The 13439-nt window shown below is 53.2% G+C and carries 11 protein-coding genes; 5 read left to right on the top strand and 6 right to left on the bottom strand.

Features of this window, described 5'->3' with window-relative positions; all coding sequences use genetic code 11:
• Positions 1 to 164: 164 nt before the first annotated feature.
• The 4 genes from VMF88_13320 to VMF88_13305 all read right to left on the bottom strand — a co-directional run bounded on the left by VMF88_13320 (position 165) and on the right by VMF88_13305 (position 5990).
• Positions 165 to 1361 carry an aminotransferase class I/II-fold pyridoxal phosphate-dependent enzyme gene (locus VMF88_13320; GenBank protein ID HTY12035.1) on the bottom strand — a complete coding sequence of 399 codons (1197 nt, stop codon included), beginning with the start codon at positions 1359 to 1361 and terminating at the stop codon, positions 165 to 167.
• A gap of 41 nt (positions 1362 to 1402) precedes the next feature.
• The gene (locus tag VMF88_13315; protein HTY12034.1) at positions 1403 to 2848 is read right to left on the bottom strand and encodes an aminotransferase class V-fold PLP-dependent enzyme; all 1446 of its coding nucleotides are present in this window, start codon (positions 2846 to 2848) and stop codon (positions 1403 to 1405) included.
• A gap of 170 nt (positions 2849 to 3018) precedes the next feature.
• On the bottom strand, positions 3019 to 3567 hold the full coding sequence (locus VMF88_13310; GenBank protein ID HTY12033.1) for an HXXEE domain-containing protein: 549 nt from the start codon (positions 3565 to 3567) through the stop codon (positions 3019 to 3021).
• Between the two features lie 17 nt (positions 3568 to 3584).
• Positions 3585 to 5990 carry a bifunctional YncE family protein/alkaline phosphatase family protein gene (locus tag VMF88_13305; GenBank protein ID HTY12032.1) on the bottom strand — a complete coding sequence of 802 codons (2406 nt, stop codon included), beginning with the start codon at positions 5988 to 5990 and terminating at the stop codon, positions 3585 to 3587.
• A gap of 190 nt (positions 5991 to 6180) precedes the next feature.
• Between VMF88_13305 and VMF88_13300 the strand changes: the two genes are divergently transcribed.
• The 3 genes from VMF88_13300 to VMF88_13290 are packed head-to-tail and all read left to right on the top strand — an operon-like array spanning position 6181 to position 8245.
• Positions 6181 to 6771, top strand: a complete 591-nt coding sequence (locus tag VMF88_13300) for a sigma-70 family RNA polymerase sigma factor (protein HTY12031.1) — start codon at positions 6181 to 6183, stop codon at positions 6769 to 6771.
• Positions 6768 to 7628 (top strand): hypothetical protein, encoded by an 861-nt coding sequence (locus tag VMF88_13295; GenBank protein HTY12030.1) that lies wholly within the window; start codon positions 6768 to 6770, stop codon positions 7626 to 7628. The genes VMF88_13300 and VMF88_13295 overlap by 4 nt, the downstream gene beginning before the upstream one ends.
• 5 nt (positions 7629 to 7633) lie before the next feature.
• A complete protein-coding gene (locus tag VMF88_13290; protein HTY12029.1) occupies positions 7634 to 8245 on the top strand; it encodes a TlpA disulfide reductase family protein in 612 nt (203 codons plus the stop codon).
• A 6-nt stretch (positions 8246 to 8251) separates the two neighbouring features.
• On the opposite strand, the gene VMF88_13285 is transcribed toward VMF88_13290, so the two are convergent.
• The gene (locus VMF88_13285; protein HTY12028.1) at positions 8252 to 8953 is read right to left on the bottom strand and encodes a metallophosphoesterase family protein; all 702 of its coding nucleotides are present in this window, start codon (positions 8951 to 8953) and stop codon (positions 8252 to 8254) included.
• 486 nt (positions 8954 to 9439) lie between these two features.
• On the opposite strand from VMF88_13285, the gene asnB reads away from it, so the two are divergent.
• Together asnB and VMF88_13275 are read left to right on the top strand one after the other, a co-directional pair.
• Positions 9440 to 11335, top strand: coding sequence for an asparagine synthase (glutamine-hydrolyzing) (asnB, locus tag VMF88_13280; protein HTY12027.1), 1896 nt, complete (start codon positions 9440 to 9442; stop codon positions 11333 to 11335).
• Positions 11336 to 11359: 24 nt separating this feature from the next.
• Positions 11360 to 12175: a class I SAM-dependent methyltransferase gene (locus tag VMF88_13275; protein HTY12026.1), complete on the top strand. Its 816-nt coding sequence runs from the start codon at positions 11360 to 11362 to the stop codon at positions 12173 to 12175.
• 79 nt (positions 12176 to 12254) lie between these two features.
• Here the strand turns inward: VMF88_13275 and VMF88_13270 are convergent.
• Positions 12255 to 13439 (bottom strand): LamG-like jellyroll fold domain-containing protein (locus tag VMF88_13270; protein ID HTY12025.1); only part of this gene is annotated, 1185 nt, incomplete at its 5' end.

Genomic DNA, 13439 nt, shown 5'->3' with positions numbered 1-13439 from the left:
CGCCACTCGCTCAGGAGGAACAGATAGTGAAAGCGGCAATAAAAGCATGTTCACCCGGTCCCCTGGGACTTCCCTCTGGGAAGCACGCCCTGCAAGATGGGGACGCATCCGGAAGAGCCATCCCTTCGGGAGAAGAGCGAAGTGACATAAATTCGAGACTGCTTCTAAACCTTCTTCAATGCCTGTTCGAAATCCGAGATCAAATCGTCGATCCCTTCAACGCCGACAGAAATGCGGATCATTCCCGGAGTCACTCCGTGCTGCTTCAGTTCCTTGCCGGACATATTCACGTGAGATGAATAGACCGGAATGCTGACCAGCGTTTCCACTCCGCCGAGCGACATTGCGTTCACGGCAACGTTGAGCGCATCGCAGACCTTGACGGCCGCTTTCACTCCCCCCCGCACCTCGACGGTCACCATTCCTCCAAAGCCGCTCATCTGCTTTTTCGCCAGCGAATGATGCGGATGGGATTCAAGTCCCGGATAGATAACGCGCAAAACCTTTGGATGTCTTTCCAATCGCTTGGCCAGGGCCAGGGCGTTTTCATTCTGGCGGCTGACCCTGAGTTCAAATGTCTTCAGGCTCCTGAACAGCAAATACGCCATGAACGGGTCCGCACAGCCCCCCAGATATTTCGCCGTGATCTTTATCTTGTCGATCGTCTTCTTCGGGCCGACCGCGATGCCGGCAAGGATATCGCTGTGTCCGCCTAAATATTTTGTGGCGCTTTCCATCACGATATCGACACCGAGGTCAAACGGCTTTTGGTTCAGGCAAGAGGCGAATGTGTTGTCGATCATCGTCAAAATACCGGTGCGATATTTCTTCTCAGCCCTTTTCACCTGCGCTACAAGGAGGCCGATATCCACGATATTGAGCGTCGGATTGGTAGGCGTTTCAAAATAGACAAGACGTGTCTTTTTTGTAATGAGTTTGTCAAGCGCTGAGAGATTGTCAGGATCGGCGTACTTCACGCCAATATCGCTGTCCGGAAGCGTGTCGCGGAAAAACCGGTACGTCCCCCCGTAGAGCGCCGGCGTGCTGACGATTTCTTCCCCGGCGTGGACGAAGGTCAGGATCGCCGTAGAAATTGCGGCCATGCCGGAGGCGAAGAGTGCGGCGGCTTCCCCCTCCTCCATCAACGCGATTTTTTCTTCGACGTCGTGTACAGTCGGATTGTGGTAGCGCGAATAGACGTAAACGGAAGTATCGCCGTTCGCATAACGGACCGCATCGTTGGAATCGTCGAACCGGTATGTCGATGTCTGATAGATCGGAAGGGAAACGGGGCCTTTATACGGGTGAAGTTTTTTTCCGTGAATCGCTTTTGTCGCGAGGGAGAGTTTTTTGAAGTCCATAGGGAATAATGTGTTGGAAGAATTCGTTTGGTTCCGCAGATCTAGACCGCAAAATAGTTTTCAAACTCCTCGACCGTGTCCGTCCGATAGTATTCCCCCCGTTCTTTATTCAGCACATACCCGCTCATGTAATTTCCTTTCGCGATTGCCGAAAGGGCTTCACACAACACATCGATCTCCTCTTTGGTGTTATAGATGCCGAAGCTGGCGCGGACAAATCCGGGGAGGGTCGACCGGTCCCGGGCAAGAATGCGCTGCTCCATATCTTTCGCCTCCGCCTCGTCGACGTTGAGAAGACACTTCACGTACGGATGCGCGCAGAAACATCCGTTGCGGGTCCCGATTCCCCACTCATAGCTCAAAATGGAAGCGACGAGCGCATGGCTGAGGTCGTTGACGTTGAACGTGATGACGCCAAGCCTGTCGTTTGCATGCGCGGCCTCCTTGTCGCCGTACAACGAAACGCCGGGGATCTTTTCGATCTTCTCGAGCGCGTACCGCGTCAGCGACGCCTCATGTTCGATGATATCCCTCCAGCCGATCTGTTCGATAATGCGGATCGCCTGCGCAAGTGCGACGGCGCCGACGATGTCCGGCGTACCGGCCTCTTCTTTGTCCGGCAGATCGGTCCAGTAAGCATTTTCCAGATTCACAATATCGACCGTTCCGCCGCCGACGTATTCGGGATCCCCCTCCTCGAACGTCTGCCGGCTTCCGACGAGCACGCCGACCCCAAAGGGGGCGTACATTTTATGAGCGGAGAAGGCAAGAAAGTCGAGATGCTCGGGATCCCCCTTCCTTTTCATGTCGACGGGACGGTGGGGAACAAGCTGTGCCGCGTCGACCATGATCTTGGCGCCTATCTCGTGCGCCCATCGGGCATACATGTGCACCGGATTGATGAACCCGGTGACGTTCGACGCCCCGCTCACCGCGATGAGTTTGATGGCGGAACCGTGAAGCGAAATTTTCTCCTTGAAATCCTTCTCATCGATGCGCCCGTCGGGCGTCACTTCGACGTGCACCACATGCGCCGCCTTCCGCCACGGGAGCTCGTTCGAATGATGCTCCATCACCGACGTCAACACGACGTCCCCCGGTTTGAATGAAAAACGATGGGCCAGTTTGTTGATCGCTTCGGTGGTATTCTTGCAGAAAAGGACGACGCTGTCGGAAAGGTCCGCATTCACAAATCTGGCGATCGTCTCGCGCGCCTCTTCGAAGACCCAGGAGGATAATTTCGATTTGAAACCGGTCCCGCGGTGGACGTTGGAGTACCACTTCAGGAATTCGTTCACCTTGTCGGTGATCAGCGAAATCGTCGGCGTGCTCGCGGCATTGTCGAGATTGACGTAGCGGCGATGCTTTCCGCCGAGAAGCGGGATTTCCTCATCGATGCCGACGACATATTTTCGGATCGTACGGATGGAGATTTCGTTCCCCTGTTTCTTCTGAAGGGGCTTGGGCATTCCAACAACTGCGGTCATGGGATCACTTCTCCTCGATGCTTATTCCCATTCAAAATACTTTTTTTGAGGTGGAAGGTCAAGCGGTTGAAAGGCAGGCAGCGTATCAGTGTGAGAATCTCCCCTCTCGCCCAAGGGTCTCGAATGTGGGACGATAGTACTGCCGAAATGTTGCCGGATGAATGCTGGGATTACAGAGCCATTGCCAGCCATTCTCCTGCTGTGTGAAGCATCCAGGCGACCGGACCATAGATGATGATCGCGGTCAGGAAGAGCAGAACAAAATTCCGCGAAGAGAGATATCGCTCGCGATACGCTCTTCGAAAAAGATAAGCGGAAAAAGGAAGGTTGATGCAGACCGCGGTGATAACGCCGGGATTGTATTGTTGCATCCTGATCGATGCGGCAATGTGGGGAACCACCACATTGAGCAAAACGATCGCCTGAAGGAGAAAAAGAAGAAATAATTTCCCGCTCCCCTTTTCACCATTGACGCAAAAGATCGTCACAGCCCAGGGAACCGCCGTCGCAAGAAAAAGCGAGCAAAGAAGCTGCGCAGGAGTGAATTGAATGTCAAGCGATAAAGGGAGATTCTCCTTGATGAGCCCCAGATGAGCCATCACCCATGGCGGCATCGTCAGCGCCTCTTCGAGATTGTGGACGGTCAGGATGATCGGAATAAGCCACAACATTCGCCTAAAAGAGAGCGACCGGCCGAGCTGTGTTATCGGATTATTCATCAAGTGAACACGATCATTCAATCGTCATCGTCGTCGTGGCTCTCCTGGTTGATCATGAACGCGCTGCGAACGGGAGCGGGCATATCGGACGAAGCTCCTTTCACCGACTTCCAGATGATCTCGTTGAATTCGTTATCGGGGACCAAATCCTCCCTCGAAAGATTGAACGCTTCCATTCTCTCCTGTCCGAACGCGCCGAGGGCATTTTTCTCTTGAAGGTCGATGATGTTGTTTCTTGCCATAAAAGGCGTCAGGTCGGGCTGCGGCGTGAAGGACGCGAACATCGGCGTTGCGCTCGCATCGTACTGGCTCATCGGCGGCAGGCCTAAGATCAGCTCCATCGTGCGCAGCATGCCCGAGGTGGAATACATCGTGTGGTCGACAACGTGATGTCTCGTGTACGGGCTCACAACGAGCGCGATCGAGCGATGCGCATCGACATGGTCGGGACCGTTCTGCGCGTCGTCTTCAAGGACGAACACCGCCGATTCCTTCCAGTATTTGCTGTGCGAGATCCGTTCGACGATCGTGCCGAGCGCCTTATCGTTGTCGGCGACCATCGCCCGCGGAGTGAGCGAACCTCTTCGCGAGCCGGCTGTATGGTCGTTCGGCAGTTTGATAATCTCAAACTGCGGCAGCGAATCGCCCGCCTCGTACGCGTCGAATTCCTGGAGCCACGCGTCCACGCGCTGGACATCGGGATAATTCAGATCCCAGCCGCGGTAATCGGGAGAGGTCCTGCCGATCAATGCTGAAGCTTTCACCCGGTTTGCGCCTTTTGTTGTATCCTCCTCGTCGACGAACTCCCCGTAATTTCTCATCGAGACATTGTGCCTCACGCAGTCATCCCAGATATAGCCGTTCGTCGGGCTGGTGATACCTTCGCCTTCGTACACGTACTCCCCCCCGCGGCCGCCGTAAAACGTCGGCCACGTTTTCTCGACGAAGTCTGTCGCGTATGCGGCCATCGACCAGTTGTGTCCGTCCGCGCTGACTTCGGCATCCTCATAATAATTGTCGAGTAAAGCAAACTCTTCCGCAAGCGCATGATGATTCGGCGTCACATCCTTTCCAAAAAGACACAGCGCGGAATCGCCGTTCCCTTGCGGGATATCGCCAAAAACCTGGTCGTACGTCCTGTTCTCTTTGATGACGTAAAACACATGCTTGATCGGCGAGATTGACGAGGTCGATTTTGGGATCGGATTCTGATCGTCCCATTGCGGAGCCGGACGAGTCCGCGTGAGCGGCGTATTCTGAACAACCTGAGCCGTATAACTTGCCAATTCTTCTTTTGAAGGAAGAGGGATAAACGACAGCGATCCGACCAGCAAGCTTGCGATGTATTCATGGTGCGGATTCGCTTTTGAGATCATCCCCTTTCCGTTGGCAACGAGGAGAAGGTTCCCGGCACAGCGGACCGCCGTCGGATACCAGCCGGTCGGGATGAATCCCAGCGAACGGCTCGCTCCGAATTTTTCGACATCGATCACCGCCAGAAAATTATTATCGGCATTCGCGACATACAGCGTGGAGTTGTCCGGAGAAAGCTCGAGCGAGTTCGGCGTGCTTCCCCCGAGCGCGTCGGGAGAAAGAGAAGTAGAAATTGTTTCGATCACCTTCATCCCGTCAAGCCCGATCACCGATACCGAGTTGACGTTCGCGTTCGCGACAAAGAGCCTTTTTCCATCTTTCGTCAAGACCATTTCATTCGGATGGTCCCCGACGGAGATCAGTTTTCTGAGCAACATCGAATCCAGGTCGACGACGGCAACCTGCGCGCCCCCCCAGACGCTCGCATACACGAGATGCCGCCCTTCGTCGACGGCACAGGAATACAAAGGATGGGAGAGTTGAAGCACTCCGGTAATCGTTCCGCTCGGGAGCGCAATTTTATAGAGCGAGTTATTTCCTTTCGCTGCCACAAGAAGGAGCGAATCCCCGTCAGCCAACGCGATATCCGCCGGCGAAATATCCTGTTGGGAATATGGCTTGCCAAGCTCAATGGTCCGCAGAAACGAGACAGAGTCGTGTTCAAACGCGTATTCATTAACGCCGTTGTCGTTTCCGGCTGAAACATAAATCCGGTTGCCGCGGCTGTTGAAGCGAATTCCGAGCCACGATTTTTTTATCGGCAGCGTTTGAATGACACGGCGGCCCGTGACGTCGACAAGCGAGATCGTCTGCTTCCCCTCCCCGCTGTTGACGACGGCTGCGAATTTTCCGTCAGCGGAGAGATGCATCCCGAGCGGAAGATCGCCGAGATCGACCGAGGTGCCGGCGGGAGACAGGATCCATCCGTTCGGCAGCAACGTCCGGCCGTCATTCATTTTTCCGGGCAGCTGCCGATCGGACAGGGTCGGAGTTTGTGAGCATGCCGCGAAGATGACCGCGGCCAGCGCCATGAACGCAAAATTTTTCATTGTACCTCTCCCGAGCCGTGATACTGGATGAACTGGTGATAATATAGAGAGAGATGAGTTGAATGTCATCCGGTTTTTTGTTAAGTTTTCATTACGGAATGAATTAACCCAACGGCGGATAACGCCCGCACGGCGCGGGAACTATCGCTGACGACCATTCGCGGCCTTCACGGCGCGGCGGAACAATTGCATGTTTGCATTCTTTCTTACCGTCCTCAATACCCCCAAAAGCGTCCACAAAGAGTTCGAGCGGGAGGCCATCCCCCACTCTGACATCCTCTATAATTACGCGCTGCGGATGACGGGCAATGCGGACGACGCTCGGGACCTCCTCCAGGAGACGTTTTTGAAGGCGTTTCGCTTCTGGGATAAGTATGAAAAAGGAACCAACGTGCGCGCATGGTTGTTCCGTATAATGAAAAACACGTACATCAACGTCTACCGGAAGGCAGTGAAGGAGCCGGATACCGTTGACTACAACGACATCCAGAACTTCTACAACGTCATCCGTGAAAATTCTGCCGACCCGAACGATCTGCAGGAAAAATTGTTCGGTAATCTGCTGGACGATGATGTTACAAAAGCTCTCGAGTCGCTCCCGGAGGAATTCCGGACGGTCGTGATCCTGTGCGATATCGAAGGGCTGACGTATGAGGAGATCGCAGAGTTTGTCGAATGTCCGGTGGGAACGGTCCGGTCACGCCTGCACCGCGGGAGAAAGCTTTTGTACGCGAAGCTGTACGAGTATGCAAAGAAGCGCGGGTTTGTCGGTAAAGATTGATCGAACACAAGAATAATTCCGGGGCGGCAGCGGTGGATTGCAGAGAGTTTCATGAGTTGATCAGCGAAGCGGTTGATAAGCGGCTCCATGCCGCCGCTGCCGATAGCTTTGCCGCACATGCCGGCGCCTGCCGGTCGTGCCGCAATGAATTCGAGATGGAGCGATTGACAAAGTCGATCGTCCATGAAAAAGTCCGCCGGCAGACCGTGCCGGGCGCCGTCTTCGATTCCGTCCTCGCCGAGGTGGACCGCCTTCGTCCCGTTTCGCGAAACCGGCCTGGATCTTTTTGGGGAGAGGCGTTCCTCAATCCGGCCGTTGCCCTCGTTGCCCTCCTGCTCGTCGCCGTCGGCGCCGTTTCCCTTCTCCAAAAGGACAATGCAATTCCGATCTCAAGCAACAAGAACATCATCTCCCAATCGGTGAACAACTACAGCGCGGCGATGACCGGCACACTGAAGCCATCTCTGGTGAGCCACGACCCGGATGATATCAAAGATTACCTGGCGAAGGGAACAGCGTTCGACGTCAGCGTTGCGTACCTCGATGGATGCGACTGGTGCGGCGGAATTCTTTCGGATGTCGACGGAGTGCGGCTTGTCCATGTCGTGTACAAGATCGGAGGCGAAGGTCTGCTCTATGTGTATCAGGTGGATATGAACGAAGCAATGAAGGGGAATAAGGTCGGGCTGCCAGAAAACGCGAAGGCCTCATTGACAAAAACAGGATGGTATTTTGAACAGACTCCCGACCGGTGCAACGTTGTGCTCTGGAGACATAAGAACACGCTCTGCGCGGCGGTCAGCAAAATCGACAGAAGCAAAATGATCGCCCTGCTGGGCGAGAAAGACCCATGGTAACGACAATGACGAAATTCAACAAAACGAATCTTCTTTCTTCGGCAACATTATTGATGTCAATATTGGTGATGTTCGCATTCATCGCCGGCTGTGCAAAAAAGGATGAAGACGATTCTTCGTCGAAGTCGGAATCTTCAGCATCGGGGAATTACATCGGCAACGTCGCGAAGGTGAGTTCCGTCCAGAAAGGCGAGGGGACCAAGGTCGCGGATTTTACGTGGACCGACGAAAACGGGAAGAAGACCTCGTTTGCCGACTTCTCGAAGGACAATGTCGTGCTGATCAATTTCTGGGCGACCTGGTGCGGACCGTGCAAAAGAGAATTGCCGGACCTCGTTGCAATCCGGAACGAATACAAAGACCAGAATATCAAGATCCTCGGCATTTCCGTGGACCAGGACGGCGATGTTCTCAACCTCGTACACAACTTTGCTCAACAGGCCAATCTCGCGTACCCGATCATCATCGACAATGGAGAACTTCAGGAGGCGTTCGGCGGCATCAGGGGCATTCCGACGTCGTTCTTCGTAAATAAGAAGGGGGAAATTGTGAGGAAAATGATCGGCCTGCAAACAAAAGAAACATTCAAAGCGGAGCTGCTGGCGGCTGCAAAATAAGCATGCTCAGACTCCGGCAAGCAGTCTATCCCCCAGGTACGCCGGCAAGCCCGCACTGATAATTTTCTCCCTCGCGGACGCGGCGTCATACTCCGAAACCACGTGTTCGTATTCCCAGCGCTCATCGTCGAAAATCCCAAAACTCAAACGGCTGTCCCGATTCCGCGGCTGGCCGACGCTTCCGACATTGATGATAAATCGTTTCCCCTTCTGCAATTCCTTTATCTTCAGATCTTCGCAATACACCCCGCTGATGTGCGAATGTCCGACCCAGCAGAGCGGCGTCGTTAGATACTGAAAATACTGCTGCGCATCGAAGCTTGTCACGATATAATTCCATTGCTCCGGAGCGTCCGGGGAGGCATGGACAAACGTCGACTGATGGGCGACGATCGTATACGGAAGCCCCGATAAGAATTCGCGATGTTCAGGGGCCAGTTGCCGGGCGGTCCATTCAATTGCCGCCCGCGCATACCGGTTCAAGTGCTCGGCCTGCTCGACGTCCAGGACCGCCTGATCATGGTTTCCAATAATGCACGAGACCTTTCGTTCGCACATCATCGCGACACATTCATTCGGTTCGGCGCCGTAGCCGACGATATCACCGAGGCAATAAACTTGTTCGATCTCGTTCGCGTCGATTATCTCGAAGGCTTTTTGGAGAGCCTGAAAATTGGCATGAATATCGGAAAGAATGGCGATGCGCATGGAAGAATGTAATAGAAGTCCGGACAAAAGTAAACCATCGCGTGAGAGATAGTGTTACGGCTTGCGAAATCGCTGCCGGGTGGTGTCTCAGTTTGTAATTTGCCAGGGCTCTCTTCTTTCTCTGTAGCCAGAGAAAGAAGCAAAGAGAGCCTCTCGGAATCGGAACCCTCGCGATGCTTTCCTTCGCACACACCCAAGAAAACGGCCCCTCAAACCAAATCACATGCTAGCCGTTTTCTTAACGCGCGCATCGCGCCCAACGCACAAACCCGCCGATTCCTCGCTTAAAATTTCAGCAGCCATTTTATAACGATTTGAAATCGTCCGGTACGAGCGGGGGGAAGGATTCAATTTGAGCCATTGCCAGCTGCCTTGAAACTCTCTCGAATTTCCGTTACCTTACCAATGAGCGAAAGCTAAATCTGAGTTATGCAGGTTTAGCTTTTAATTTTTCCTTTTTTCCCTTTTACTTTTTCCTTTACCACCGTGTGCGGAATTTGCGGGATCCTTCATTTTGAGGGGAATACTCATCCGGTCGACGAGCAGCTGCTCCGCAGGATGACCGAGAAGATCAGGCATCGCGGACCGGATTCCGACGGGATATACGTTTCCCCCAAACAGAATCTCGGCTTAGGCTTCCGCCGTCTCGCCATCGTCGACCTTTCCCCCGCCGGCAACCAGCCGATGTGCAATGAAGACGGTACGGTATGGATCATCTTCAACGGCGAGATCTACAATCACGCGAAGCTCCGTCCCGCACTTGAAGCGGCAGGCCACCGCTACAAATCCCGCAGCGATACCGAAACGCTCATCCATGCATACGAAGAATACGGACCGCAGTTCGTGCAAAAGCTCGAAGGGATGTTCGCCATCGCGTTGTGGGATGAAAAAAAACAGAAGCTCTTCCTTTTCAGGGACAGGATCGGCATCAAACCGGTCTATTATGCAGAGGCGAACAACCGCCTGCTGTTCGGGTCGGAGATAAAAGCAATTCTCGAGGATCCATCGATCCGGCGCGAGGTGGACGAAACCGCCCTGTCGCACTATTTCACGTTCATCGCGACGCCGGCGCCGCAGACGCTTTTCAAGGGGATCAAGAAACTCGAGGCGGGGCATTATTTGGAGGTCTCGCCGAACGGCAGCGTCAACAAGCAGCAATACTGGAACGTCTTTCAGCCGGTGGACGGCGAGGACGTGCAGAGCGAGGAATACTGTTCGCGCCGCATCATCGAGCTCCTGCGGGAGTCGATCGAAAAAAGGATGATGAGCGACGTCCCGTTCGGCGTTTTTCTGAGCGGCGGCATCGATTCGAGCACGAACGTTGCCCTCATGAGCCAGCTCATGACCCGTCCGGTCGACACGTTCTCGGTCGCTATCGAAGGGCAGGAAAAGGTGAACGAATTCTCCTATGCCCGGCAGATCGCAAAGGCGTTCAAGACCAATCATCATGAGATCGTCATCAACGATGACGATTTCATCCGCCTTTTTCCCGAGGTCATCTATCACCACGACGAGCCGTTGGCGGACCCGGTTTCATTCCCTCTTTACTATGTCTCAAAACTCGCCCGAGACAACGGGACGATCGTCGTGCAGGTCGGCGAAGGGAGCGACGAACAATTCTGCGGCTACACTCTCTACAAACGCATTCTCCGTCTGCAGGAACAATTCCGGTTCATCCGGTCCATGCCCCAGGCGCTCCGGTCGACAAGCTACGCGATGCTCTCGACGCTGTTGAAATCGCTCCGCGTGGACTACCGGCAGAATTACATAAAGAATTTTTTGTCCAACGGCGAGCCGTTCTTAGGCGGGGCGACAGCTTTCGACGACGGAGAAAAATCGAAACTGCTCACGACAGCCGCGATTCCCTCAAGCATGTTGGTTGATGAATCGTACCGGGCGGTGCCGGGGGACGACTATTCCACAAAGATGATCTACTGGGAGCTGAAGAACCGGCTCCCCGAGCTGTTATTGATGCGCGTCGACAAGATGACGATGGCAACGTCGGTCGAGGCGCGCGTGCCGTTCCTCGACCACAAGCTTGTCGAGTTCTCGCTGAAAATTCCCTGGCAGCTGAAGATCAAGAACGGCGAAACGAAATATATCCTCAAGAAAGCCGTCGAAGGGGTCATACCCCGAAATATCATCTACCGGAAAAAAATCGGCTTTGCCGGCTCCGGCAAGAACATGCTGACAAAAAAGATTCTTGAGTATGCCAAGCCGTACCTGTTCGATTATGAGGATCCGTACACCGATACGGCATACATCCGTGACCTTGTGGGCGAATATGAAAAAAGGGGGATCAACTATTCCACACAAATCTGGAGCCTCATTAATTTCAAGATGTGGCACAAATCGTGGATCGCGGGAGAAACACTTACGTAGGATCAACTTTTACGGGACGGCTTCATGAAGGAAATGATCGACACACAGGATGAACAATTAAAGTCGAGGGTCAGGGATTACTGGAACGCTCATCCGTGCGGGACACAATTCACGCATCTGGAATGGGGTTCGAGGGAGTTCTTCAGGGAAGTCGAGCGGTTCAGGTATGAGACGCAGCCGTTCATGAACAGGATCGTCGGGTTCGACCGTTTTGCCGGGAAAAAACTTCTGGAAGTCGGCTGCGGTCTCGGCACGGATCTTCTTCAGTTCGCGAAGGGGGGAGCTCTCGTCACCGGAGTCGACCTGACCCCTCAAAGCATCGAGCTTGTCAAAATGCGTTTCGCTCTCGAAGAGCTGCCGGTCGATGCGCGCGTTTCCGACGCGGAGAACCTTCCTTTTGACGACGCCACGTTCGACGTCGTCTATTCATTCGGCGTCCTGCATCATACGCCCAACACTCAAAAAGCGATCGACGAGGTATACCGCGTCCTCCGTCCCGGCGGAAGGATCGTCATCATGCTCTACCACAAAAATTCGCTCCACATGTGGCTCGGCATCCCGCTCTTTACGTTCTGGAAATTTCTGAAGGAGAGGAAGAGCAGCCTGACCCGTTCGACGACGGCCGAAGACTGGGTGCGCATCTACGACGGAGGGGAGAATCCTTTGGGGAAAGCGTATTCAAAGTCCGAAGCCGAGCGGATGTTCGGCAAATTCAAGGACCGCTCTTACACCATTTGCGATTCGTACCGGCGGCGTTTCCCGAAATTTGTCAACCTCTTCAACCAAAAGCTTCTTGCCCCCTGGTGCGGGTTCTGGATGATGATTAAAGGAGAAAAATAGATTAAGTATGAGAGATTAAAAATGAAAAAGCCGCGGTAGAGAGCCGCGGCTTTTTGATTATTGCAGCATCACCCTTCCTTTATTTTATCATCATCAGCTTTCGCGCGGAAACAAAACGTCTGTTCGGGTCGCTAAGCGATACGGCCTCAATGCGGCAGATGTATGCCCCTGACACACGAGCTCCATCCCATACTCTCTGGTAGTAGCCTGGCTGAACCTCCTGGTTCACAAGCTCCGCGACACGTTGTCCAAGAATATTGAAGATCTCGACCTTTACCCGGCTCGCCACGGGAACTCCAAATTGTATCATTGTAGAAGGGTTAAAGGGATTTGGATAATTCGGCGAAAGCTCGAATTCTGTTGGTATCCCTTTTTGAGTTTCGTTCGTAACACCGGTGAGAGGCCAGCCTCCCTCATGATAAAGAGACTGAATTGCCGTGCTGTCCAGTGCATAGTTATATATTCGAATCTCGTCGAGATCGCCATCATAGAAATTTAAAACCGACGCATTGTCGCGGGCAAGTGCTGCACCAAACGAAAACTGATGATGTGTGTTAACAGTCGTTGTTCCAATTATTCCAACATGCCACAGGGTATAAGAATTCACGGTCGACCCATTGATATAGAGTTTGAGGCGGTTGGCTTCCAGTTGGCTCCCATCAAAAACATAGGCAAAATGAAACCACTGGTTAGTTGTCATGGGAGATGCGATTCCTATGTAATTCGTGGCACCATTTGTATCTGCAAAAACTGTAGCAAGTATGAAACCCTGATAGTGACCGATGGCCCATTGATACGGTCCCGATCCCCCTGCGTTCTTACCAAGCATGTAACCTCCATCCTCGGTAAGAGACTTGTAGGATCTTGTATTTGCCCAGCCCGAAACGCTAAATTTTGCTATTGGTGCACAAAAGACACTGTCAAGAATATCTCCGCAGCGGATGATAGAACTGGAGCCATTAAAACTATAGGCACTGTTCGCTGCACCAAAACGATCTGTCGTGAGACTTGCTCCAGCAACGGTGCCATTAAGACCGCTACCACTTGAATCATTAGCGTTGCCGTCAAATGGATAATATGCAACCAATTCCGGACGCGAAATATTCGGCATAACATTAACACTGCCGTTGATAATGACGACAGTATCGCTACCTGTGTTGAAGACTGCATGTTGAATGGTGATAGGGATAACGCCAATGGAATCTGTTACTACTGCAAATCGTGCGTTAAAAAGCACGCCATTATTTCGAATTTCATTTGCCCC

This window comes from Bacteroidota bacterium (assembly GCA_035506275.1).
Lineage (GTDB): Bacteria > Bacteroidota > Ignavibacteria > UBA10030 > UBA8401 > JAGVPT01.
This window is presented reverse-complemented; position numbering and strand designations above follow the sequence as displayed.